Annotated in this window: 22 protein-coding genes, 1 tRNA gene and 1 pseudogene; 10 read left to right on the plus strand and 14 right to left on the minus strand. The window is 69.9% G+C overall.

Annotated elements, in window-relative coordinates:
- Positions 1–30 precede the first annotated feature (30 nt).
- Positions 31–903: a subclass B3 metallo-beta-lactamase gene (bla, locus tag ABC319_RS11545; RefSeq protein WP_413070368.1), complete on the plus strand. Its 873-nt coding sequence runs from the start codon at positions 31–33 to the stop codon at positions 901–903.
- A 254-nt stretch (positions 904–1157) separates the two neighbouring features.
- On the opposite strand, the gene ABC319_RS11550 is transcribed toward bla, so the two are convergent.
- The 4 genes from ABC319_RS11550 to ABC319_RS11565 all read right to left on the minus strand — a co-directional run bounded on the left by ABC319_RS11550 (position 1158) and on the right by ABC319_RS11565 (position 4250).
- Entirely contained in the window at positions 1158–1355 is a 198-nt protein-coding gene (locus tag ABC319_RS11550; protein ID WP_413070369.1) for a hypothetical protein, read from the minus strand.
- Positions 1356–1552: 197 nt separating this feature from the next.
- Complete coding sequence (locus ABC319_RS11555; RefSeq protein ID WP_413070370.1) at positions 1553–3388, minus strand: DUF885 domain-containing protein; 1836 nt, start codon at positions 3386–3388, stop codon at positions 1553–1555.
- A gap of 198 nt (positions 3389–3586) precedes the next feature.
- A complete protein-coding gene (locus ABC319_RS11560; protein WP_413070371.1) occupies positions 3587–3976 on the minus strand; it encodes a hypothetical protein in 390 nt (129 codons plus the stop codon).
- The gene (locus ABC319_RS11565) at positions 3969–4250 is read right to left on the minus strand and encodes an I78 family peptidase inhibitor (RefSeq protein WP_413070372.1); all 282 of its coding nucleotides are present in this window, start codon (positions 4248–4250) and stop codon (positions 3969–3971) included. The genes ABC319_RS11560 and ABC319_RS11565 overlap by 8 nt, the downstream gene beginning before the upstream one ends.
- Before the next feature lie 157 nt (positions 4251–4407).
- Here ABC319_RS11565 and ABC319_RS11570 point away from each other — a divergent pair.
- From ABC319_RS11570 to ABC319_RS11600, 7 genes and pseudogenes are all read left to right on the plus strand, one after another.
- A pseudogene (locus ABC319_RS11570) lies at positions 4408–4581 on the plus strand (helix-turn-helix domain-containing protein); the annotation flags it as partial.
- A 157-nt stretch (positions 4582–4738) separates the two neighbouring features.
- Positions 4739–5224, plus strand: a complete 486-nt coding sequence (locus ABC319_RS11575) for a hypothetical protein (protein ID WP_413071763.1) — start codon at positions 4739–4741, stop codon at positions 5222–5224.
- A 42-nt stretch (positions 5225–5266) separates the two neighbouring features.
- Positions 5267–5707 (plus strand): hypothetical protein, encoded by a 441-nt coding sequence (locus tag ABC319_RS11580; RefSeq protein ID WP_413070373.1) that lies wholly within the window; start codon positions 5267–5269, stop codon positions 5705–5707.
- Between the two features lies 1 nt (position 5708).
- The gene (locus ABC319_RS11585) at positions 5709–6074 is read left to right on the plus strand and encodes a response regulator (RefSeq protein WP_413070374.1); all 366 of its coding nucleotides are present in this window, start codon (positions 5709–5711) and stop codon (positions 6072–6074) included.
- Between the two features lie 62 nt (positions 6075–6136).
- A complete protein-coding gene (locus ABC319_RS11590; protein WP_413070375.1) occupies positions 6137–6343 on the plus strand; it encodes a hypothetical protein in 207 nt (68 codons plus the stop codon).
- A 178-nt stretch (positions 6344–6521) separates the two neighbouring features.
- A complete protein-coding gene (locus ABC319_RS11595; RefSeq protein WP_413070376.1) occupies positions 6522–7856 on the plus strand; it encodes an amidohydrolase in 1335 nt (444 codons plus the stop codon).
- A 71-nt stretch (positions 7857–7927) separates the two neighbouring features.
- Entirely contained in the window at positions 7928–8791 is an 864-nt protein-coding gene (locus ABC319_RS11600) for a D-alanyl-D-alanine carboxypeptidase family protein (protein ID WP_413070377.1), read from the plus strand.
- Positions 8792–8952: 161 nt separating this feature from the next.
- On the opposite strand, the gene ABC319_RS11605 is transcribed toward ABC319_RS11600, so the two are convergent.
- Positions 8953–9042 (minus strand) — tRNA-Ser (locus ABC319_RS11605).
- Between the two features lie 135 nt (positions 9043–9177).
- Between ABC319_RS11605 and ABC319_RS11610 the strand changes: the two genes are divergently transcribed.
- Complete coding sequence (locus ABC319_RS11610) at positions 9178–9918, plus strand: DUF1134 domain-containing protein (RefSeq protein ID WP_413070378.1); 741 nt, start codon at positions 9178–9180, stop codon at positions 9916–9918.
- A gap of 152 nt (positions 9919–10070) precedes the next feature.
- Here the strand turns inward: ABC319_RS11610 and pyrC are convergent, their stop codons facing one another.
- Positions 10071–11108, minus strand: a complete 1038-nt coding sequence (pyrC, locus tag ABC319_RS11615; RefSeq protein ID WP_413070379.1) for a dihydroorotase — start codon at positions 11106–11108, stop codon at positions 10071–10073.
- 84 nt (positions 11109–11192) lie between these two features.
- Between pyrC and ygfZ the strand changes: the two genes are divergently transcribed.
- Positions 11193–11900 (plus strand): CAF17-like 4Fe-4S cluster assembly/insertion protein YgfZ, encoded by a 708-nt coding sequence (gene ygfZ / locus ABC319_RS11620; protein ID WP_413070380.1) that lies wholly within the window; start codon positions 11193–11195, stop codon positions 11898–11900.
- A 203-nt stretch (positions 11901–12103) separates the two neighbouring features.
- On the opposite strand, the gene ABC319_RS11625 is transcribed toward ygfZ, so the two are convergent.
- From ABC319_RS11625 to ABC319_RS11660, 8 genes are all read right to left on the minus strand, one after another.
- The gene (locus ABC319_RS11625; protein WP_413070381.1) at positions 12104–13417 is read right to left on the minus strand and encodes an ATP-binding protein; all 1314 of its coding nucleotides are present in this window, start codon (positions 13415–13417) and stop codon (positions 12104–12106) included.
- Positions 13414–14124: a response regulator gene (locus tag ABC319_RS11630; RefSeq protein WP_413070382.1), complete on the minus strand. Its 711-nt coding sequence runs from the start codon at positions 14122–14124 to the stop codon at positions 13414–13416. Before ABC319_RS11630 ends, ABC319_RS11625 begins: the two co-directional genes overlap by 4 nt.
- 355 nt (positions 14125–14479) lie before the next feature.
- Entirely contained in the window at positions 14480–15616 is a 1137-nt protein-coding gene (locus ABC319_RS11635; RefSeq protein ID WP_413070383.1) for an OmpA family protein, read from the minus strand.
- 109 nt (positions 15617–15725) lie between these two features.
- Entirely contained in the window at positions 15726–16160 is a 435-nt protein-coding gene (locus ABC319_RS11640; protein WP_413070384.1) for a DUF2793 domain-containing protein, read from the minus strand.
- Between the two features lie 19 nt (positions 16161–16179).
- Positions 16180–18300: a phage tail protein gene (locus tag ABC319_RS11645; protein WP_413070385.1), complete on the minus strand. Its 2121-nt coding sequence runs from the start codon at positions 18298–18300 to the stop codon at positions 16180–16182.
- Positions 18300–18656 carry a peptidoglycan endopeptidase gene (locus ABC319_RS11650; RefSeq protein WP_413070386.1) on the minus strand — a complete coding sequence of 119 codons (357 nt, stop codon included), beginning with the start codon at positions 18654–18656 and terminating at the stop codon, positions 18300–18302. Before ABC319_RS11650 ends, ABC319_RS11645 begins: the two co-directional genes overlap by 1 nt.
- The gene (locus tag ABC319_RS11655; RefSeq protein ID WP_413070387.1) at positions 18653–19462 is read right to left on the minus strand and encodes a DUF2163 domain-containing protein; all 810 of its coding nucleotides are present in this window, start codon (positions 19460–19462) and stop codon (positions 18653–18655) included. The genes ABC319_RS11650 and ABC319_RS11655 overlap by 4 nt, the downstream gene beginning before the upstream one ends.
- Complete coding sequence (locus ABC319_RS11660; RefSeq protein WP_413070388.1) at positions 19459–21723, minus strand: phage distal tail protein, Rcc01695 family; 2265 nt, start codon at positions 21721–21723, stop codon at positions 19459–19461. The genes ABC319_RS11655 and ABC319_RS11660 overlap by 4 nt, the downstream gene beginning before the upstream one ends.
- Between the last annotated feature and the right edge of the window lie 25 nt (positions 21724–21748).

Consider the following 21748-nt stretch of genomic DNA (forward strand, 5'->3'; position numbering starts at 1 on the left):
CTTTTACTCGCAGCCGTCGTCAGTGCCGGAATGGGTGCGTCCGTCGACGCCGTGCCGCCGATGTCTTCGCTCCGTCCGGCAAGCTTTGCAGCCCATGAGGCGCAATGCGCGGGCAGGGACGGCTGGAGCGATGCGGCGCCCCCCGTCCGCATCTTCGGCAACGTCTACGACGTCGGGAGTTGCGGGATCACGGTCGTGCTCGTGGTGGGGGACAGGGGTGCGGTCCTGATCGACGGCGCCACAGCCGAAGCGGCACCGATGATAGCAGCGAATATCGAGCGGCTGGGTTTGCGGTTGTCCGATGTGAAACTGCTGCTCTCATCCCACGAGCATGCCGACCACGCTGGCGGCCTGAGCGAACTGAAGCGCCGCACGGGCGCGCAGATGCTCGCGACCGCCGCTGCCCGCCCTTCGTTGGAGAGCGGCGTGATGGCTGCCGACGACCCGCAGCGCGAGGGCGATCGACCGGCTTTCCCCGGCGTTCGCGTCGATCGACTGGTTCGCGATGGCGAGGTTGTCCGGCTTGGCTCCCTGCGCCTCACGGCACACGCCACACCGGGGCATGCGCCGGGCGGCACGTCCTGGTCGTGGCGGTCGTGCCAGGGCCAGGTCTGCCACGACATCGTCTTCGCCGACAGCCTCAGCGCCGTCGCGATCGATCGCTACCGCTTCTCTGACCATGCCGAGCGCGTGGCGGCACTCAGGGCCAGCTTCGCGACCGTGGCAAGGCTTCGCTGCGACCTGGTCATCACACCGCATCCGTCCGCGAGTAACCTGTACGCCCGTCTTGCCGGCAAAGCCTCGCGCGTCGACCCGCGCGCGTGCGCCGATCTGGCAGCCATCAGCGCGACCAGGCTAGACGAACGATTGCAGAAAGAGCGAACCGCTGGACGGCAGCTGTAGCCGTTGCTTCGCTGCGCGCCCGCCTCGATCGTGGCAACTCCGGATCGCGAGACCGGGCTCGGCGTCTAGAGCGGTTTCCGACCAGGTTGGATCATCGTCACGGAGTCGATGTCGGTTCGGGGCAAGGCGCGAGGAGGGAGCGATGCCGAGGCATCGTGACCGACGAGCAACGCCGCCCCGGATCGACATCGGTCCGCCGCGTACGCGGTCGCCCGCAGGGCGATGACGGTGGTGCAACCTGATCGAAAACCGCTCTAGAGGCTGATGTTCCGCTTGCGCATCTCGGCCGCAGCGATTTCGGTCAGCGGCGTCGTCGCCGCTTCCTTGAAGATGTCGGCAAGGTCGAGCAGGTCTTCATCGCCAAGCGCCTGCACCGACGCTTCGATCATCCCAAGCCGTACCATTGCCAGCGCTCCCGCCCTTTTGTGGCGCTTGAGTTTCATCGTGAGCATGGACGTACCCTTTGAACATGTAAAAACTTGCCGGATGGTCGGCGAGCCGATGCCCCCCAAAGCGATGACCAGCTGGCGAACGTTCAAGGGCAACTAGCTCGCCCACTACTCCAGACGCTTGTTCGGCTTCACTAGTCCGGATTCCATTAGCCGGGAAGTCGAACCGGCTCGCGCCCAAGCTGTCGCCTCCGCGTTCGTCACATGCGCCGACGCGATGCGATCCAGCCATCGACCTGCCGCTCCAGGATCGGCAGCGGCAGCGAGCCGGAGCCGATCAGAAGGTCGTGAAAGCTGCGGATGTCGAACTGGGGCCCGAGTTCCCGTTCCGCCTTGCTGCGTAGCTCGACGATCTTCAGCATGCCGATCTTGTAGCCCGTCGCCTGTCCCGGCAGGGTGATGTAGCGGCGCACCTCCGACCGGCCCTGATCGGGTGCGGCGCGGCCGGACTTGACGAGATAGTCGATCGCCTGCTGCTCGGTCCATCCTTCGGCATGGATGCCGGTATCGACCACCAGCCGTGCAGCGCGGAACAGCTCCGCATCGAGCCGCATGAAATCATCCGACGGTTCCGGAAAGGCGCCCATCTCCTTGCACAGCGCCTCGGCGTAGAGCCCCCATCCTTCGCCGAACGCGACATAGCGTGTGCTCTGCCGGAACTTCGGCCCGCCGCTTTGACCGACCTGGATATCGCCTTGCATCACGTGACCCGGCACCCCTTCGTGACACATCAAGTCGCGCAGCGCCGACGGCGGGGTCGCATCGGTGGTGCCGAGCAGGTGGACATAGACCCGGCCCGGGCGCGCACCATCGCGGCTCGGCCCTGCGGCATGTGCCGCGCCGCCAGCCACCTCGCTGAACGAGGGCTCGCGGACGACTTCCATCGAGTGAACCGGCAGCTTGCCGAAATATTTCGGCAGCAACGTGCGGTTGAAGGCGAGCGCGGCGTTGGCGTTCTTCAGATATGTCGCGCGCAGGTCGTCGTTCCAGGGCACCACCGCAAATCGGCGCGCAATCTCCGCGTAGAAGGCCTGGCGATCCTTCAATCCGGCGGCACGCGCCAGCGCGTCTTGCTCGCCCTCGATCCGCTTCACCTCGGCCAGGCCGATCTTGTGGATCTGGTCGGCGGTGAGGTCCGTGGTGGTGTTGAGCTTCAGCGCGGCCGCATACCAGGCGGCGCCATCGGGCAGCGTCAGCGCACCGACGCGTCCGCCCGGCGCGGTCGGTAAGTCCGACTGCGCCCACGCGATCACGCGGTCATAGGCCGGCTTGATCGTCAGCAGCGCCGCACGCGTATCGGCGAGCAGCGCTGCCGCCGTCGCTGCGTCGACCTTTCCCCCTGCCTGCAACTTGGCGACCTTGGCCTGCGCATCGGCCCATAGCGGCGACGCGGCGCCGGCGTCGAACGGTGCGCCGGTCACGATCGCCCGGCTGCCGCTGATGATGCGCTCGACCTGGAATTTGGGCGCGTGGACGCCGGCAGCATCGGACGCGCGGCTCTGCCGGATCGCGGTGTCGAGCACGGCCGGGATCGCCCTCACCCGCGCGGCATAAGCGCGCATGTCCGCCGCGTCCTGGACAGTATGTGTGTTGATCAGGAAGTTCGGCAGCTGTGCATGCGTCGAATAGAGGAAGGAATAGAAAGGCGGGGTTTGCAGCCGGAAGCGGTAGCTGAGTTCGGCACGGTCGAGTTCCAGTGCCCAGATATCGTAATTGACCTGCGCCTCGGGCGATAGCGTCGCCCGGTCGAACGCAGCCTTCATCCGCGCGACGCTGGCACGACGCCATTCGAGGCGGCGCAGCGCGGCGGCGTCGCTGTTGTCGTCCAGCCGATCCTGCCCGTCCTTCATGCCGAGCTGCGTGGCGAGTTGCGGACGCTCGCGGAGCTCTTCGGCAAACTCCTTGTCCAGAAAGGCATAGAGCCGGGCATCCTCCGCCGGAGCCGTAGCCGGCGCCAGGGCGGGAGCCTGCGCGGCAACCCCGAAGGGAGAGGCGATCACAAGGGCGGCGGCTGTGAGCCAAGGCAGTTTGTGCATCGTGATCCCCCGATAATTGATGTCGGAGCCTAGTATCGTAGCGGGCAGCGGTGAAGTGCTAACCGGGCCTCTACCGGGTACCACTTTGTCCGAAACGCCAAGGACGACCCAGCACGCGAGCCAGAGAAGACGCGGTTGTAGGTATTGCGGACAGCGGTGCGGGCAAGATGCCTGTTCGGCGTCGATGAGGGCGAAACTTCACAATCCGCCCCTGAATTCGAAGGTGAAGCGATAGGCAGGGCGACGGCTGCCTTCGCCGGATCGCCGGAGCGGGGTCGCGGATACGAGCTCAAGGGTGCCATCAGCAACGGGGACGGCTTTGCCTAGCTCGAGATCGATCGTCCTGACCCATCCGCCCCCGAACACGGTCGCCTGCACGATCACCCGCCCGGCCCAGACGCAATTCGCTTCGACCGGACAGCGACTGTCCTCGACGACGCGATCGGGACGTACCCGGGGACCGTTGACGTAGGCGATCTGGCCAAGCCGCACCGGTCCCTCGACGGGCCTGTCGGACGCGCATCCGACCGTCGCGGCTCCGAACGCCACAACGAGGATCCCCTTCAGCCAGCCCGGTACTTCAGCCACACGAGGCGGCTACTACCCGGCCATCCGCAATCGTCACGGTGACACGCTCGACACGGTAATCCCTGGTGGTGGGGTCGCCGGGCGCGATGCGTCGGACGATCGTTCCTCCGGTCCTGCGCAGGATCTCGGTATCGTCCGGGGCGGCCATCCCGACCAGCGTTCTCGCGGCCTCGGGCTTGCAGGTCTCGCCGTGCGCGCGGCCGCCCGTCGTCGAGGACGCGCACGCCGCCAGGCTCATCAGCACCAACGGAATGCCCGCCTGTTCGATACGCATTGCCATGTCTCCTCTCGGCTCGATCGGCATTCAGAATAGGGGGGTGAACCTGAACGCTTGATCCCTGCCTGCGGAGCTGTGTGCCGCCGCGCGGTCCAACCCGCCTGCACGATCAGCGACATAGTTAACGGGAACAACGTTGGCTATGTCTCTCGTCATGGAGCCGCCGCCCCTCGATTCGATAAGTGCCCAGCAACGAGAGTGCCTCCGGCTGGTGTGGCAGCAGCTTTCGTCCAAGGAGATCGCCCTGCGCCTCGGCATCTCCAAGAACACCGTCGACGGCTATATCGCGGAAGCCGTCATCCGCCTGGGTGCGCGAGATCGCCGGCACGCCGCGAGGATCTGCTTCTCCGACACCCCCCCTGATCGGATCAGGGGGGACACAGCGCGGGTCGCAGGCCCGGCGCCGACTCCCGCAGACGTAACGACGCCAAAGGGGAGTTCATCTCCCTTTCGGCTTCCTCTTCGTCGCATGGGAGCTACGGACAATGACCTCACCAAAGCGGAACGTCTCATCTGGATCCCCGTCATCGGCATCGCCATTGCGGTCGGTTTCGGCATGCTCGCCGTCGGCCTTCGATCGGCGGGCGACGTCCTGCTCGCCCTCCGATCGCTCGGACGGTGATGGGGCGGATTCCTCGGCAATCGTCAATCTGACGGTCCTTCTTCGCCGCCTCGAAAACGCGCACGACACCACGATCGCTCTCGCGGGGGAACTTGCGTCTGCGCTGGTCGCGGCACAGGCCGAACAAAGACTGGGCGCAGCGGTCGGCCAGCCCGCCTTCATGGCCTTCAGTCAGGCGATGTTGCATCTCTCGACGGCGCGTGGTCACACCGTCGACGGACACAAGATTCTGGAAAAGATCGGTCGCGTGTTCCAGATCGACACGCCGGACGCCACCGTCACCGGGTTCGGTGATGAATTCAAATATCCACCGACCAAGGCCGCGAATACATCTTCCATCGCCGCTTGATCGCGAGCCGCGAACGTTGGTCTGAAACAAGCGAGATTGTCTGTGATCCGGATCATCATATTCAATCTCGTCCTTGTGGCGGTCGCGTTCTACGCGGTGAGAAGAGGCGGCGGACCGGAACGCGCAGTTGCTGCATCCATGATCGTTGCGGCTATCGCCAGTGCGCTCGTTTCACTCTCCACCCGGGCGAACTTCGAGGTAGTGGTCGTCCTGCTGCTTGTGGTCGACGTTCTCCTGTTTGCCGTCGTCGCCGCGATCGCCGTCTACGCCAACCGTTTCTGGCCCCTGTGGATCGCCGCGCTGCAACTGGATGCCATCGCAATTCATATCATCAAAGCTTACGATCGAGAGATCCTGCCTGTCATCTACGCCTGGAGCAGCGGCCAGATCGCCTACCCGATGCTGCTTCTGCTCGCGTGGGGCACTGCCCGGCATCGAAAACGCGTCGAAACGTCAGGACTCGATCGAAGCTGGAGCATCTAGAATGCAACACAACGATCTCCGTATCCTCTGCGTCGAGGACGACCATGACGTTGGCCATATCGTCAGATTGGCCCTGGCACTCGACACCGCGATGGAGATTCGCATCGTAGCGGACGAGGCCGGCGCCTTGAGCGCGGTTGCGGGCGGTTTCGATCCCGACGTTCTTCTGCTCAATGACGGGACCAGAACCGATCTTCCTGCAAGGATGGGCGTTGCCTGCGGCATCGAACCGCCGCCAGTGATATTCCTGACCACCGATGTCAGGGTATCGAACCTCACCCGGTTGAAGGCCGCAGCGGCCGGCGTCATCGCCAAGCCGTTCGATCCCTTGAACCTCGCCGCCACGGTGCGTTCGCTGATCGGTTGACGAACATCGACAAGCGCAGCTGCTTTGATTAGCGATGCCACATACTGCATTGTGAGGTTGCCATGGACGATCCTCATCGTCGCTCGGAGTTTGTGGCAGCACTGCGCCGTCAATTCGGAGGGCGTGCGATCGACGTCGCGCGCCGGCAAGCATCGTCCGCCGTCGGACCGGCAAGCGATGCATGGCGCCTCATACTGGAGGATCTCGAAGCGCTGCAGGGCGACCTTCGGGATGAGCGTTCAGCGCCCGACACGCCCCGTCAAAGCTGAGCGGCGATTCGCTGTGCCCGGCGCCAGCGGGCTCACTGCCGGCCCCGACCGGCCCGACGTACGATAATGTCGGGCTGATGGCTCGTCCCTCCTCGTCCGAGGAGTCCGGCTTCTCCTTCCTGGCCGTTGCGTTGCGCGCCGGCGCCTCTACCCTGACCGGAAAAAGGGGACCTTTCTCATGCGCTATCTGCTCGCCGCGACCGCGCTGTCGCTCATCGCCACGCCAGCACTGGCCGAGCCCGACTATGCGGCCGCAATCCGTGCCGACTACGACAAGACACTGGCCGCGATGTGGGACGACTTCCACCGCAATCCCGAACTCTCGTTCAAGGAGGTGCGCACGGCAGCCAGGATGGCGGCAGCGTTGCGGTCCGTGGCAGGCATGCAGGTGACCGAGAAAGTCGGCGGCACCGGCGTGGTCGGCGTGCTGCGCAACGGCAACGGTCCCGTGGTGCTGGTACGCGCCGACATGGACGGGCTGCCGGTCGAGGAGAAATCCGGCCTGCCCAACGCTAGCAAGGCGCGCCAGGTCGGCGCCGACGGCATCGAGGTGCCGGTGATGCACGCCTGCGGGCACGACACCCACATCGTCGGGCTGCTCGCCACCGCACGCCGACTCGCCGCGCTGAAGGATCGCTGGGCAGGTACGGTGGTGTTCGTCGTCCAGCCTGCCGAGGAGCGCGTCGGTGGCGCGGCGGCGATGCTGCGCGACGGGCTCTACACCCGTTTCCCCAAGCCGCAGTACGCGCTGGCCTATCACTCCAATTCCGAGGGGCCGGCGGGCACGGTCTCGGCATCGGAGGACATCCAGTACAGCTCCTCCGACAGCGTCGACATCACGGTGCCCGGCATCGGTGCCCACGGCGCCAGCCCGCATACCGGCAAGGACCCGGTGTATATGGCCAGTCAGCTCGTGATCGCGCTCCAGGGGCTGATCAGCCGCGAGCGCCAGCCGCTGCGCCCCGGCGTGATCACGGTCGGCAGCTTCCACGCCGGCCTCAAGCACAACATCATCTCGGACGAAGCCAGGCTTCAGGTGACGGTGCGCGCCAACGACGAGGCGACCCGCAAGCAGCTTCTCGCCGGGATCGAGCGGGTGGCCCGCGGCATCGGCGAGCTGAACGGCATGCCGGCCGACAAGATGCCCGTGGTCAAGGTGATGGAGGGCACGCCGACGACGATCAACGACGCGCCGCTGGCACGCCGGCTGAACACCGTCATGGCGACGACGCTGGGCACGGACAAGGTGATCCCGTTCCAGCAGAAGGGGATGGGGGCCGAGGACTTCGCCGCCTTCGTCCAGCCGGACCTGGGCGTGAAAGGCTATTATTTCGCGGTCGGGGGCACCCGGCAGGACGTGATCGACGCCGCCGCCAAAGGCGGGCCGCCGGTGCCCTCGCATCATTCGCCGCTGTTCAAGGTCGATCCGCGTGCCGTGGTGACGACCGGTGCGACCGCCATGACCGCGGCGGTACTCGACTTGCTCAAGCCGGGTCAGGCGAGCGCCGCATGACAGGACCAGGGCCGTTGCGCGCGACACCTCCGCTATGCCGGCGTTCAGGAGCGGCCGGCTAGATCGCGACGATGAAGCTCCGACGTTCGTTCTTGTACCCGCTGCTGGCATCCGCCGGCATGGTGGCCGTTGCCGTGCCCGCAGTGGCGGCTCCGGTGTCCGAGATCGTCATGGACGCACAGAGCGGTACGACGCTGTTCTCGTCCGCGGCGAAGCGGGTACGCCCCCCTGCGTCGCTCACCAAGATGATGACGCTGCTGTTGACCTTCGAGGCGATCTCGTCCGGCAAGCTGCGGCCCGGTGACAGGCTGGTGATGACCCGCCGCGGCGCACGGCAACCTCCCTCGAAGCTGGGACTGGCGGCGGGCCGATCGATGAGCGTCGGGGCGGCGATGCGCTCCGTCGCCGTCGTGTCGGCGAACGACGTGGCGGTCGCCCTGGCGGAGAAGGTGGGCGGCGGCGAGAAGGCATTCGTGCGCGCCATGAACCGGCGTGCGGCGCAGTTGGGGATGACCAACACACGCTTCGGCAACGTGACCGGCCTGGCCCCCGCCGGCGGAACCACGACCGCCCGGGACATGGCTGTCCTCGCCCGCTACATCATCCGGCGCTACCCCGAGCGGTACAGATTGTTCTCGGCCCGCTCGATCCGTTGGAACGGGTATGTCAGGCCCAACCACAACCGGCTGCTGGGCAGGGTGCGCGGCGTCGACGGGGTCAAGACCGGCTACACCGTGCCGGCAGGATACAATCTGGCCGCCTCCAGCCTGCGAGGAGGAAAGCGGGTCATCGTCGTGGTGCTCGGCGCAAGAACGGCAGCAGCACGCGACCTGCTGGTATCCAACCTGCTGGAAAGCGGCTTCTCCTCGCCGGTCGTCACGAAAGGTCGCCGGGTCCCGCCCCTCAACCGGCCCGCGCGAAAGAAGAAACGCTGAGAGGAAGTTGCTGCCCGGCTGGCGGCAAAGAATGATCCGCGAGATGGCACAGGACCACGACCGGCGAAGCTCTCCGCAATACGGTTGTACCTGTTGGAAGCCGCAGAATGCCGCCATTCTCCAGCGGTTCACGGCTCAGGGTTCGCCAGTCATTGACTAGCTGGCGGAGACGGAGGGATTCGAACCCTCGGTACGGTTTCCCGTACGACGCTTTAGCAAAGCGTTGGTTTCAGCCACTCACCCACGTCTCCGGGTTGGCAGGGGGTCAGCCTATAGCCAGCGTCGCGGTTGCGATCAACTGTCGGTTGCGGCACCGTTCAGGGCACGGCAAGGCGGCGATTGCTCTATGCCGGGACAGGTCGGTGGATCGTCGAAGGGGGAATTGCATGCGCAGCGTCTGGATGAACCTGGCCCTCGCCGTGGCGGTGATGGCCGCGCCGGTCGGGGCGCAGGTGCGGACGATCGATCCCGATCGCGCGGTCGATGGCGACCTTGCCGGGCCGCCGCCGCCCTCCTCGCCCGACTATGTCCCCCCTGCCGCCGCCACGCCACCACCACCACCGGTGCGCCAGGCGCCGCCGCCCGCCACCACGGCGACGGACCAGGGCGCGCAGACCCGTGCCGAGGTGACCACCGCCGCCTCCGAGACCTATGAGCGCGACGACCTGCTCGCCGCCGGCGAGGGCGTGTTCGGCAAGGGGGCGGAGGGCCTGGCGGGCCTGCTCGAGAAGATCCTGAAGGAGCAGGGACGCCCCAACGCCTATATCGCCGGGCGCGAGGCGGCCGGCGCCTTCGTCGTCGGTGTCCGCTACGGATCGGGCATCATGACCCACAAGGTGGAAGGGCAGCAGCCCGTCTACTGGACCGGCCCGTCGGTGGGGTTCGACGTCGGCGGCGATGCGAACAAGGTCTTCGTGCTGGTCTACAATCTTTACGATACCGAGGATCTGTACCACCGCTTCCCCGGTGCGGAGGGACGCCTGTACCTGGTCGGCGGTTTCGCCGCGACCTATCTGCGGCGCGGCAACATCGTGCTGATCCCGATCCGCCTGGGCGTCGGCTGGCGTGCCGGGGTGAACGTCGGGTACATGAACTTCACCCACAAGAGCCGCTGGCTGCCGTTCTAGGTGGATGGTTCGGCCGCGCAGCCGGCCCATCCACCCGGCCGGCGGCGCTGCAGCGCCGACCGACGACGCGGGCTTTGCCCGCGGCGCTTTGAACGATCAGCCGTTGACCCTGTCTTCACAGACGAGGGTGACGATCCCCCGGTCGCGGCCGGTCAATCCACGAACCGCCACGCCACCATCTCCCCCGCCAGGAACGGCACCACCGCCGCGGCCCCCTCGCCGACCACCGCCGGCACCTCGGTCGCCACCCGCTCCAGCGTCACCGTCCCGGTGTTGAGCGGCAAGCCATAGAAGCGCGCGCCATGCTCCGCGGCGAACCCCTCGAACCGGTCGATCGCGCCCTCCTCCTCGAACACGCGCAGATATGCCTCCAGCGCGAACGGCGCGTTGAAGATGCCGGCGCACCCGCACGAGGATTCCTTGGCCCCCACCACGTGCGGCGCGCTGTCGGTGCCCAGGAAGAAACGGGCGCTGCCCGACACCGCCGCCGCGCGCACCGCCAGCCGGTGCCGCTCGCGCTTGACGACCGGCAGGCAATAGGCGTGCGGTCGCAGGCCGCCGTCGAACAGCGCGTTGCGGTTGTAGATCAGGTGCTGCGGCGTGATCGTCGCGGCGATCGGATGCGCCGCCTCGCCGACGAACGCCGCCGCCTCGGCCGTGGTGATGTGTTCCAGCACGATCTTCAGCGCCGGATGGTCGCGGGTCAGCGGCGCCAGCACCCGCTCGACGAACACCGCTTCCCGGTCGAAGATGTCGATGGCGCGATCGGTCACCTCGCCATGGATCAGCAGCGGCATGCCGATCCGCTGCATCGTCTCCAGCACCGGGCGCAGCGCCGCGATGTCGGTGACGCCGTGCGCCGAATTGGTCGTCGCATGCGCGGGGTACAGCTTGCACGCGGTGAACACCCCCTCGGCATGCCCGCGCTCGATCTCCGCCGGGGCGATCCCGTCGGTCAGGTAACAGGTCATCAGCGGGGTGAAGTCGGCCCCCGCCGGCACCGCCGCCATGATCCGCTCGCGATAGGCGCGCGCGGCGGCGACCGTGGTCACCGGCGGCGTCAGGTTCGGCATGACGATCGCCCGCGCGAACTGTCGCGCGGTATGCCCCGTCACCGCCTGCAACATCGCGCCGTCGCGCAGGTGGACATGCCAGTCGTCGGGGCGGCGGATCGTCAGGCGCTCGGTCATGGCCCCGTGTCCTATAGCCCGAACGGGGCGGTGGGAAGCGTCGCCGCGGTTGCCCCCGCGCCTCGCCGTCCCTAGCTAGGCGCCATGACCATGCTGGCGAACCGGGCGGTGCTGCGCGTGCGCGGCGAGGATGTGCGCGGCTTCCTCCAGGGCCTTGTCACCAACGACGTCACCGGGCCCGGCCCGGTCTGGGCCGGCCTGCTCACGCCGCAGGGCAAGGCGCTGTTCGATTTCGTCCTGTGGCCCGACGGCGACGATGTGCTGGTCGATGCGGAGGCCGATGCCGCCGACGCGTTGCAGCGCCGTCTGGCCATGTACCGCCTGCGCCGCGCGATCACGATCGCGCCCGAACCGGCGCTGGCGGTCCACTGGTCGCCGGCCTCAGGCGCCTCGCCCGATCCGCGACTGCCCGCGCTGGGCGATCGCTGGCTCGCCGCACCGGGCGGGGATGCGGTGGATGCGGCCTGGCGCGCGCACCGGCTGGCGCTGGGCGTCGTCGAGGGGGTGGGTGAGCTGGGCAGCGGCGAGACGCTGTGGCTGGAGTGCAATGCCCGCGAGCTGAACGGCGTCAGCTTCGCCAAGGGCTGCTATGTCGGTCAGGAGAATACCGCGCGGATGCATCACCGGGCCAAGGTGAACCGCCGGCTGGTGGTCGCGCCTTTGGGGGACACCGGAGACCGTACCCGTGCCGCCTATCCCGATCTCGGCCTGATGGTCGAGCATCGCCGGGTCGAGGCGCTGGGCGATGCCCTGCGCCCAGACTGGTTGCAGCGCGCGCTGGCGAGCGACTGAGCGGCGCTCAGCGCGTCCGCCAGACGCTGACCATCGCGAAGACGCAGAGCACCAGCAGCACCAGCAGCGCGCTCTGCAGTTCCAGCCAGTTCAGGTCGAAATTGAACGCCATCGCCACATCTCCCAACATCGATCCGGAGATATAGCGGCGTAGTTTTGCCGCATCGCACCAGCTGTGTAACATTTTGTTGCTGCTGCAACCGTCAGCCCGGCAACCTCACCTGCGCCGACAGACCGCCTTCCGCCCGGTTGGCCAGCGTCACCGTGCCGCCCTCCGCCGCGATCGCGCGCGCCACGATCGACAGCCCCAGTCCGAACCCGGTCGTGTCGCGCCGCCGCGCCGCGTCCAGCCGGACGAAGGGCTCGAACACCGTGTGCAGCGCCTCTTCGGGGATGCCGGGGCCGTCGTCCTCGATGCGGATGTCGATCCCGCCGGCGTCCACCGCCAGCCGGATCTCCACCCGCGGCGCGTGGTGGACCGCATTGTCGACCAGATTGACCAGCGCGCGCTTGAAGCCGACGGGCCGGACCGATACGTCGAGATGGTCGGGCCCGGCATAGCGCACGTCATGCCCGTGATCCTGCGCGTCGTCCGCGATCGTCGCGCACACGACGGCGAGATCGACCAGGCTCGGCACCTCCGCATCGTCCTCGCCGCCCAGAAAGGCGAGCAGCGACGACACCATCACCTCCATCTCGCTGACCTCCTCGCGCATCGACCAGCGCAGCTCGGCGTCCGCGATCGCATCCATCCGCAGCCGCAGCCGCGCCAGCGGCGTGCGCAGGTCGTGGCCAACCGCCGCCAGCGCCCGCGTCCGCTCGTCGATCAGGCGGACGATCCGCTGCTGCATGCTGTTGAACGACTGGGTCAGCCGCCGGACGTCGCCCGCCCCGCGTTCCGGCACCGGCGCCGGATGCGCGCGGCCGATCCGCTCGGCCGCGTCGATCAACTGGCGCAAGGGGCGCAGCGTGCGCCGGATCAGGATGACGCCGATCGTGGTCAGCGCCAGTGCCGGCACCAGCGCCAGCAGGATCCGGCTCAGCGCCAGGTTCAGCGTCCGCACCGCCTCCCGCGTGCGAAACTGCATCCAGCTGCCGTCCTGCAACCGGATATGCCCCGCCACCACCGATCGCGATCCCGGCGTCGCGAAGCGCAGCCGCAGTCCGTCGTCGCCCAGCGACGGTTCCCACGCGACGATCTGGTCGTACATCCCGTCGAGCGCCGGCGCGACCGGCGGCAGCAGCGGCGGACGCGGGCTCCACCGCACGATATAGCGGCTGGTGGTCAGCTCGTCGGCGGTCGCGATCCGCTCGGGCGGCGGCCGTTCGGACAGGATGCGGCGCGCGATCACCAGATGCTCCGCCAGCCGCCGCGCCTCGTCGTCGCGGACCGAGAAGGCGCTCGCCTGCTCGTACAGGATCGCGCTCACCCCGAATTCGATGGCGCTGGTCAGCAGCAGGATCGCGATGATCTGGCCCAGCAGGCTGCGGGGCAGGTGCAGCGATCGCCGCGTCACGCGCGCTCGACCGGCACGTTCAGCATGTAACCGATGCCGCGGATCGTCACGATCGGCGCGGGGTGCCCGGCGCTCGACAATTTGCGCCGCAGCCGGCTGACCAGCACGTCGACGCTGCGGTCGGAGGCGTCGCCGATCCGGGTGCGAGACAGCTCGATCAGCTTCTCGCGCGCGATCACCCGCTGCGCCTGGTCCAGGAACACCACCAGCAGGTCGAACTCGGCACCGGTCAGGTCGACGATCGCGCCGCTCGGCGACAGCAGCTCGCGCCGCGGCAGGTGGACGGTCCACCCGTCGAAGCGCAGCCGCCCGGCACTCCGCTCCTCCGCCATCGCCGGCGCATGGGCGCGGCGCAGGACGGCGCGGATCCGCGCCACCAGCTCGTGCGTGCCGAACGGCTTGGCCAGGTAATCGTCCGCGCCCAGTTCCAGCCCGACGACCCGGTCGGTCTCGCTGCCGCGCGCGCTGACGAAGATGATCGGCACCGCGCTCTGCCGGCGCAGCTGGCGGCACAGGTCGATGCCGCTGGTGCCCGGCAGCATGATGTCCAGCAACACCAGGTCGACGCCGCCCAGCTCCATCGCCTGCCACATTTCGGGCGCGGCGGCCGCCTGCCGCGTGGCGAAGCCGTTCTCCTGCAGCAGCCGCGCGGTCAGCGTCCGCAGCGCCGGGTCGTCCTCCACGATCAGGATGGTCTGCGCGGTCATCCGCCCCGTCCCGCCCCGCGCCGGATCATGGCCGCATGGGAACCGCGGCGCACCGGGACTGATCCTCGTCGATCGATCAACCTCTTCGCCCCATTCCGATGGGCGCCGGTCGACGCCGCCGAGCACCCGTCATCCCTGCGCAGGCAGGAATTTCGCACCGCGAGGCACGACATCGTCTCGATCGGTACATCGACACGCGGGCGCGACCGACGGCCGGCGCCCCTGCGATCCGCCCTAGGTTCGGGCCGATCCCCGGTCAACACGCCGGCGGGTCCGCGGCCGGACCGCCCGCAACGAAAAAAGGGAGGCCGGCTTTCGCCGACCTCCCTCTTTTTCGTCGCCGAAGCGGTGAAGCTTACTGGCCCGAACCCGGACCGTAAGTGATCTCCACGCGACGGTTCTGCACTTCGCGGACGCCATCGGCAGTCTGCACGCGCAGGTTGGTCTCGCCGAAGGCGCTCGTGGTCACGTTGCCTTCCGGGATCGAACGCGATGCCATGTACGCCTTCACGGCGTCGGCACGGCGCTGCGACAGGCCCTGGTTGTACGAAGCCGTACCCGAGGTGTCGGTGTAGCCCGCCAGCATGACCTGCGCATTGCCGCAGCTCTGGTACTGGGTGACGGCGTTGTCGAGGATCGACGCGGCCTCCGGGGTGATGTCCGACTTGTCCCACTCGAAGAACACGATGAACGGACCCGGCGAGCAGACCGTCTCTACCGGCGGCGGCGGAGGCGGCGGCGGGGGCGGCGGCGGGGGCGGCGGCGGCGGGGGCGGCGGGGGCGGCGGCGGCGGAGGCGTCGGCTCGCCGAAGTTGTAGGTCAGGCCACCCAGGATGCTGTGCGAGCGATAGCGCCCGTCCAGCGTACGGCCACCGGCGTCGACCAGGTTCACGTCTTCCGCGTTGAAGAAGCGATACTTGACGGTCGCGTCGATGCGGTCGGTCAGCGGTGCACGGATGCCCGCCAGAACCTGCCATGCGAAGCCGGTGTCGCTGTCGTTCAGGAAGCTGGCCGAGTTGTTCAGCTTGTAGTTCGCCTTGACGCGAGCCACGCCGACACCGCCGCCGACGAAGCCCTGAATGGCGTCGTCGTCACCGAAGTCGAGCAGGCCGTTCAGCATGAAGCTGAGCGCCGAGCTGGAACCGCCGGCATAGTCATACGAACCTGCCGCAACCGTGCCGGCACCGATGCCGGTCGGGGTCGCGCTGGTCGCCGAGAAACCGTCGACGGTCGCCTTGCGATAGCCGACCTCGGTCTCGACCCGGAAACCACCGAAGTCATAGCCGACGACGCCATCGACGTCATAGCCATAGTCGTGGTCGATGGTGCTGGTGCCGGCGGCAACGCCAGCGGCAGTGGTGATGTCGTAGTCGATGTCTTCTACGATCATCGCGCCGCCTTCGATGCCCACGTACCACGAATTATCGCGGGCGAGGGCAGGCGAGGCGAGTGCGGTGGATGCAAGTGCCAGAACGACGGCAAGCTTCCGCATAATAGTCCCCTTTCCTGATTGTCACTACGGAGTGCGCAAACCCACTATAGAGGGGTTGGTTTCCAGGCAAGATGACAAAGTTCCCGACTGTGGCCGAACGGCCACAGATTCAGGGAACGACCAGTCCCTGCGCCCGCAGGGCATCGGCCAGCGCGGCGATCGCCGCCCGGGCCTCGACGTCGATGACGGTACCGCCCGCGGGCGCCGCCAGGGTGTTCGCCCGGCGCCAGCCGCCACCGGCGTAGCGCGCCGTCGTCCGCGTGGCGATGTCCCACACCGCCATTCCCTCGCGCGCGGCGACGAAACGCCAGCCGCCCGCCGTCCACGCCGCCAGCGCGCGCGGCTGCCCCGCCCATGCCCCCGTCGGCGCGGCGCCCGCGATCCACGCCTGTCCCGCCAGCGGCGCGGCCGGCGGCACGTCGATGCCGATCGCCTCCACCGCCGGCTGCACCGCCGCATCCAGCAGCACCAGCGCCTCGTTGTGGGTCAACTCCTTCTGCGCCTGCCCGGGCTCGATCATCGGCAGGGTGAGTCGTGCGGTCATGCTCGCCATCATGGTCTCCTCAGATCGTCACATACAGCGGCAGCGAGTCCGCCAGGGTACCGCGCTGCCGGATCTCGATCGCGGTGCCCGGCGCCAGCGGCCCGGGCAGCGCGGGCGCATCCAGGTCGATCGCCGCCGCGGCGCCTCCTGCGGGCGTGACGACGACGCGGTATCGTTCCGCCTCCTCGCCCAGCGGCACGTCGCCACCGTCGCGCCACGGCCATCCCGTCCGGCTCCGCCGGGTCCAGCCGAGCCCGCCGTCCGCGGTCCGCACCGGCCGGACCGGCGACGGCGGCCTGATCGACGCCCCGTCCAGCACGACCCGCGCCTCGACCGGCGCGGCATCCCCCGCGCCGCTGGCGATGACCCGGACGGAGCGTCCGACCGCGGCGGTCGGCAGGTCGATCGTCCGCGCCGCATCGGCCGTCACCAGCGCGAAGCCATCGCCCGCCGCCATCCGCATCGCCTCGGTTCCGCGTCGTCCGTGCAGCAGCCTGGTCAGCCGCCAGCGGCGGCCGCCGATCGGCTGCGCCCGGCCGAACTGGATCAGCGCGCGCCCGGCGATCGCCAGGTTGGCGCCCCGGTCCAGCGCCGCGTCGTCCGCATCGGCCAGCGTCATGTCGCCGCGCGCCAGCCGGACGATCAGTTCGCCCGCCTCGTCGCGCAGGCACGCCGTCGCCGGTGGCGGTGCCGCCTCTATGATGCCCAGCACCGCCGGGGTGCCGGTCGCGCCCGCCCCGGTCCAGCTGGCGCCGTCGTCCGCGCTCCACAGCAGCGTCGCCGATCGCCAGCCCGCCCCCGTCCCGGCCGCCAGCACCGTCAGCCGCGGCACCGCCGCCGGCGCATCGTCCAGCGCCGGCAGTTCCGCCACCTGCAGCAAGGTGATGCCGACCGGCTCGTCCAACGCTGCCGCCACCCGCCCGCTGTCGGTGGCCGCGGCCGGTGCGACCACGACGGGCAGCGGGGCGAGCAGCAGCCGGGTCGCCATCGCCTCGACATTGCTCTCCATCACCCGCCATCGCCCCGCCTCTCCGGCGATCGCCACGACCGCGCCGGGCGCGACCGCCATGCCGGCGAAGCCCAGCGTCACCGTCCGCCGCACCCGGTCCGCCGCCGCTGCGCCCAGCAGCGCCGCCGCCAGCGTCCGCGCGGCATCCGCGGTCATCGCCGCCGGCATCTCGACCCGCCCGGTGCCGCCGCCCGCGCCGGTGCGCTCGGCCCGCTGCACGCCCGCCTGATAATCGCGCGCCGGATCGTAATGGCTGACCGCCACCGCACGCGGCACCGTGTCGATCGCCGCCGTCTGCCGCGCCCGCGACGGCCCGCGCAGTCCGCGCGCGCCGATGCCCTCGTCGCGCAGCGGCACCGCCCGCCCCTCGTCGCGGCGCAGCGCCAGCGCGCCGCCCGCCGGCGCCCACCATCCGCCACCCGCCTGCGCCAGGACCTGCAGCACGCCGCCGACGCTGCCGGTCGCCGCGAACCCGTCCAGCGCCGGTCCCGCTCCCGCGCCTACGTCGTCCGCCACCGCCCGCGCGATCGCGCCGACCCCGACCGGCGCCGGGTCGGCGATCACCTCGACGGTCATCTGCGGAATGCGGTTGCCGAACTCGGCCAGCGGCAGGTCCTCCCACACCAGATAGGCCATGCCGCGATACGCCGGCGCCGCACCCTCGGCACTGGCGATCAGCGGATCGACCCGCTGGTCCTCGTCGCCCCTGTGGACGCGCAGGCCGGCCTTCACCTTCAGGTCGCCGGCGCGACCCCGGATCAGCCGGCCGTCCGCCCAGATCCGCCCGATGCCCGCGATCGCCCGCCCCGACAGCAGCACCGCGAACGACGCGGAATAGCTGTACGTGGTCGCCGCCGGTTGCCCCTTGCCGCCGCCGCTGCGCCCGCGCGCCTCCTTCAGGTCGGTCGACCAGATCACCGTGCCGGCCACCCGCATCGTCCCGAACAGCAGCGGGATCGGCGTGCCGTAAGACGAGGTCTGCACCGCCAGCTCGGTCAGCCGCGGCCCCTCCCGCTCGCGCCCGCCGCCCAGCAGCCGCCGGTCCAGCGCATTGCCCAGCAGTCCGCCGATCGCCCCGCCCACCGGGCCGCCCGCCGCCGTCCCGATCGCACTCAGTACCAGCGTCGCCATCAGCCTCTCCTCCAGCAGCCCAGCACCGGCCAGGGCGGCACGCCCGGCCGCTCCACCACCCGCCCCAGCGCGACATCGGCATGGACCAGCGCGTCGCCCGTCCAGATGCCCAGGTGCAGCTGCCCCGGCCCCGTCGTCATCAGCAGCAGGTCGCCGGCACCCCATGTCGCCACCCGCCGCAGCCGCGCGTCGAGCACTGCCGTCCACCGCTCCGGATCGCCGCCGCGCAGCGGATAGCCGGTCGGCACATCGTCGATCCCCAGTGCCAGCGCGACGACGCCGACGCAGTCCAGCCCCGTCGCCGCATCGCGCCCGTGCAGCCGGAACCGCGCGCCGACCAGCGCGCGCGCCGTCATCCCCCCACCCAGCGCGTCACCAGGTCCATCCCCGGCAGGTGCGGCTCCCCGCGAAAGTTCGCCGCATTCCCGAACCGGCCCGCGCACGTCGCCAGCGTCCGGTCGCATCCCTCGATCACCTCCACCAGCACCCCCGCCGCCGCCCGCCGCACCGGCGGCGCGACCAGCGTCACGGTGTTCCCCGCCGACGCCGCGATCCCCTGCGACGATCCGCCATTCCCGCCGTCCAGCCATCTGAGCATCCCCCCGGCATAGCCGTTCGCCACCGCCTCGCCCGTATCCAGGGTCAGCACCCCGCCGTCCGCCGCCGTCACCCGCGCCAGCCGCCGCCGCCCCGCCATCGCCACGCGGCAGCGCCGGTCGCCCAGCGTCGCGCGGCACGTCGGCGCCGTCTCCTCGGCCACCGGCCGGTCCAGCGCGGCGCCCGGCCCGGCCAGTTCCGCCGAGAAGCGCCCGTCCGCCATCTCGACCGCGCCGATCGTCCCCTCGCCCAGCTCGACACGCCCGGCGCTACCCGTCCAGTCGACCGCGAACAGCCGCACCCGGGCACCGTCCCACCGCCCCTCCAGCAGGTCGCGCTCGCCGATCGCGTCGCTCGCCAGCGCGCCGGCCACCTCCATCGTGTCCGCCGCCAGCCCCACCTGCCGCCGGATCGCGGAGGGGACCATGCCCGGCGCCGCCCGGTGGACCAGCCCGTCGATCGTCAGGTCGCGGTCGTGCGCGGTCAGCCCGATCGCCACCCCGTCGCGCCGCTCGATCCGCCAGCACAGCGCGATCGTCGTCGTCGCCTCCTCCAGCCAGCTCATGTGAAGTCCTCCCGCAGCTCGACCAGCGGGACGGACGCGGCCACCCCCGCGCGGAACGTCGCCCGGCTGACGCTCAGCCCGTCCTCGGCGAAGCGCACCGGCACGTCGAAGTCGAAGCTCGCGGTCACCGCCGCCCCCGCCGCCGGTGCCGTGTCCAGCACCACCCAGCCGCCCGCCTCGCTCGCGAACCCCCGCGCCACTCCCGCCACCTTCACCGCGACGCTGCCCACCACCGGCCGCGTCACCCGCCGCACGCTCGTGCCGTAATGCCGCACCAGCGCGAAGCGCCGCGTCGTCCCGTCGCCGGTTCCGATCGCCTCGTCCGCCCCGTGCCAGTCGAACGGATCGCGCAGCCGGAACCCGCGCGCCGGCCCCATCCGCGCGCGGAAGAACGCCAGCAGCGCCGCGATATCCTCCTCGGACCGCACCCCCGGCCCGACGTCGTAGCGGCAGCGCGCCTCCGCCCAGCTCGCGTTGCGCTGTTCCGCCCCGCCCGCGGCGGTGACGATCTGGGTCGAGAACCCCGGCGTCACTTCCGCCTCGCGCCCCAGTGCCAGCGGGAACGCCACATCGTCGAACGCCTGCATCGCCTCACCCTCCTCGCCGCTGTCGAAATGGACGAAGCCGTCGCGCATCACCTGCGGCAGCGCCCAGACGATCGTCGCCGCCACGCCGCGCGCCCGCGCATCGGCGGCGGCGCGGTCGATCGCCGCCCACTGCCCGGCCTCCTCGGGCCGCAGCACGAAGCCGCTCAGGTAATGCTGGCGCCCCGGCGGATAGCCCAGCCGCGCTTCGGCCGCCGCCACCCCGCGCGCGGTCGACACCCGGTCGCCCGCCGCGGCCCAGTCGTAATCCTCCAGCTGCAGCACGTCGAACGCCGGGCTCGCCCAGCCGAGCGGCAGGTTGGCGCGCTTCGCCTCGGGCGCCTGCGGGTCCAGGATCGTCGGCAGATACGCCAGCAGGTGCACCACGCACCCCGGCGCCGCCGCCCGCACCGCCGCGGTCAGCGCCGCGGTCGACGCCGCCAGGCACATGCCCGCCCGGTCCAGCGTGTCGCGCTGCGCCGCCGTCGCGACGGCGCGCATGCTCGCGATCGGCACCGGCGCGAACGCCGCCACCGCCGCCGCATCGTACAGGCACGGAGCCTGCGTCGCCGGATCGACCCACCACCACGGCTCGCCGATCTGGAACCTTGGGCGCAGCCCCGCCGCCTGCCCGATCGCCAGGAACGCCCGCGCCACCGCTGCCAGATACGCCATGGCGTCGCCGTTTGCCGGGCTCAGCAGCGTCGACGGCGGCACCCAGCCGGTCAGCGCCGGCGCCCCGTCCGCCCGCCGCTGCTTCCACCCCGCCGGGCAGTGCGCGTCGAACAGCTCGTAGCTCAGCGACCAGATCACCGCGTAACCCAGCCGCTTCGCCACCGCCGCGAAGTCGCGGTGCCACGCCGCGCACGGCGCGTTCAGCACCCCGGTCACAATCCGTCCGGCGTCGAGCCGGAAATAATGGCTCATCCCCACATAATGGACCAGCGTCCCGCGATACCCCAGCTGCAGCGCGTTCCTCAGCAGCCGCGCCGGCGTCAGGTGGTAACTGTCGTCATACCCGCTCGCGATCCCCAACCCGTGCGGCGGCACCACCACGTCGCCGATCGCCAGCACCGATCCCGGCCCCGCGCACGCGATCCCGGTCATCTCGGCCCAGCCCTCGACCGGCGCCGGCAGCGCGGCATCGCTGCCGTCGTAACCGGGCGCGACCAGCGACACGAACATCCGGTCGACGTCCCCGGCCCACACCGGCACCGCCTCGCCCGGATGCGCGAACCCGCCCGACACGGTCGCGAAGTCGATCGTGACCACCGCATCCTCCGGCGTGCCGGCCGCATAGTTCCACAATCGCACGTACCACGCCCGCGTCGCGCCGGCGGCGTCGCGCCCCTCGATCGTCAGCACCGGGCCGTTCACGCCGTCCAGCGCGATCACCCCGCCCGACCGCCACCGGAACCGCAGCCGGCACCCGCGAAAGTCCCGCGCCGTCTCGTACGCCAGCAACGGATGGTCGAACCGGTCCTCCGCCTCCCAGATCAGCCCGGCCAGGTCGTTCCGCCGATAGAAGACGCAATCCACCCGCAGCGCATCCGGCGCCGTCACGGTGACCGCCGCCATCATCGGCCGCGGAAAATTCACCGTCCAGAACCGCGGATCGAACCGTGACACGACCCCCGCCTCCTGCACCGTCCGCGTCCGCGCCAGCCAGTGTCCCATGCTATCCTCCCCTTCCCGCCCCCCA

This window comes from Sphingomonas phoenicis, assembly GCF_047238005.1.
Lineage (GTDB): Bacteria > Pseudomonadota > Alphaproteobacteria > Sphingomonadales > Sphingomonadaceae > Sphingomonas.

Excerpts from the sequence above, each read along its gene's own strand:
- bla (WP_413070368.1), top strand. The coding sequence starts at position 31 with ATGGGTGCGTCCGTCGACGCCGTGCCGCCGATGTCTTCGCTCCGTCCG.
- ABC319_RS11550 (WP_413070369.1), bottom strand. The coding sequence starts at position 1,355 with ATGCTCACGATGAAACTCAAGCGCCACAAAAGGGCGGGAGCGCTGGCA.
- ABC319_RS11555 (WP_413070370.1), bottom strand. The coding sequence starts at position 3,388 with ATGCACAAACTGCCTTGGCTCACAGCCGCCGCCCTTGTGATCGCCTCT.
- ABC319_RS11565 (WP_413070372.1), bottom strand. The coding sequence starts at position 4,250 with ATGCGTATCGAACAGGCGGGCATTCCGTTGGTGCTGATGAGCCTGGCG.
- ABC319_RS11575 (WP_413071763.1), top strand. The coding sequence starts at position 4,739 with ATGACCTCACCAAAGCGGAACGTCTCATCTGGATCCCCGTCATCGGCA.
- ABC319_RS11585 (WP_413070374.1), top strand. The coding sequence starts at position 5,709 with ATGCAACACAACGATCTCCGTATCCTCTGCGTCGAGGACGACCATGAC.
- ABC319_RS11590 (WP_413070375.1), top strand. The coding sequence starts at position 6,137 with ATGGACGATCCTCATCGTCGCTCGGAGTTTGTGGCAGCACTGCGCCGT.
- ABC319_RS11595 (WP_413070376.1), top strand. The coding sequence starts at position 6,522 with ATGCGCTATCTGCTCGCCGCGACCGCGCTGTCGCTCATCGCCACGCCA.
- ABC319_RS11600 (WP_413070377.1), top strand. The coding sequence starts at position 7,928 with ATGAAGCTCCGACGTTCGTTCTTGTACCCGCTGCTGGCATCCGCCGGC.
- ABC319_RS11610 (WP_413070378.1), top strand. The coding sequence starts at position 9,178 with ATGCGCAGCGTCTGGATGAACCTGGCCCTCGCCGTGGCGGTGATGGCC.
- pyrC (WP_413070379.1), bottom strand. The coding sequence starts at position 11,108 with ATGACCGAGCGCCTGACGATCCGCCGCCCCGACGACTGGCATGTCCAC.
- ygfZ (WP_413070380.1), top strand. The coding sequence starts at position 11,193 with ATGACCATGCTGGCGAACCGGGCGGTGCTGCGCGTGCGCGGCGAGGAT.
- ABC319_RS11630 (WP_413070382.1), bottom strand. The coding sequence starts at position 14,124 with ATGACCGCGCAGACCATCCTGATCGTGGAGGACGACCCGGCGCTGCGG.
- ABC319_RS11635 (WP_413070383.1), bottom strand. The coding sequence starts at position 15,616 with ATGCGGAAGCTTGCCGTCGTTCTGGCACTTGCATCCACCGCACTCGCC.
- ABC319_RS11640 (WP_413070384.1), bottom strand. The coding sequence starts at position 16,160 with ATGACCGCACGACTCACCCTGCCGATGATCGAGCCCGGGCAGGCGCAG.
- ABC319_RS11645 (WP_413070385.1), bottom strand. The coding sequence starts at position 18,300 with ATGGCGACGCTGGTACTGAGTGCGATCGGGACGGCGGCGGGCGGCCCG.
- ABC319_RS11650 (WP_413070386.1), bottom strand. The coding sequence starts at position 18,656 with ATGACGGCGCGCGCGCTGGTCGGCGCGCGGTTCCGGCTGCACGGGCGC.
- ABC319_RS11655 (WP_413070387.1), bottom strand. The coding sequence starts at position 19,462 with ATGAGCTGGCTGGAGGAGGCGACGACGACGATCGCGCTGTGCTGGCGG.
- ABC319_RS11660 (WP_413070388.1), bottom strand. The coding sequence starts at position 21,723 with ATGGGACACTGGCTGGCGCGGACGCGGACGGTGCAGGAGGCGGGGGTC.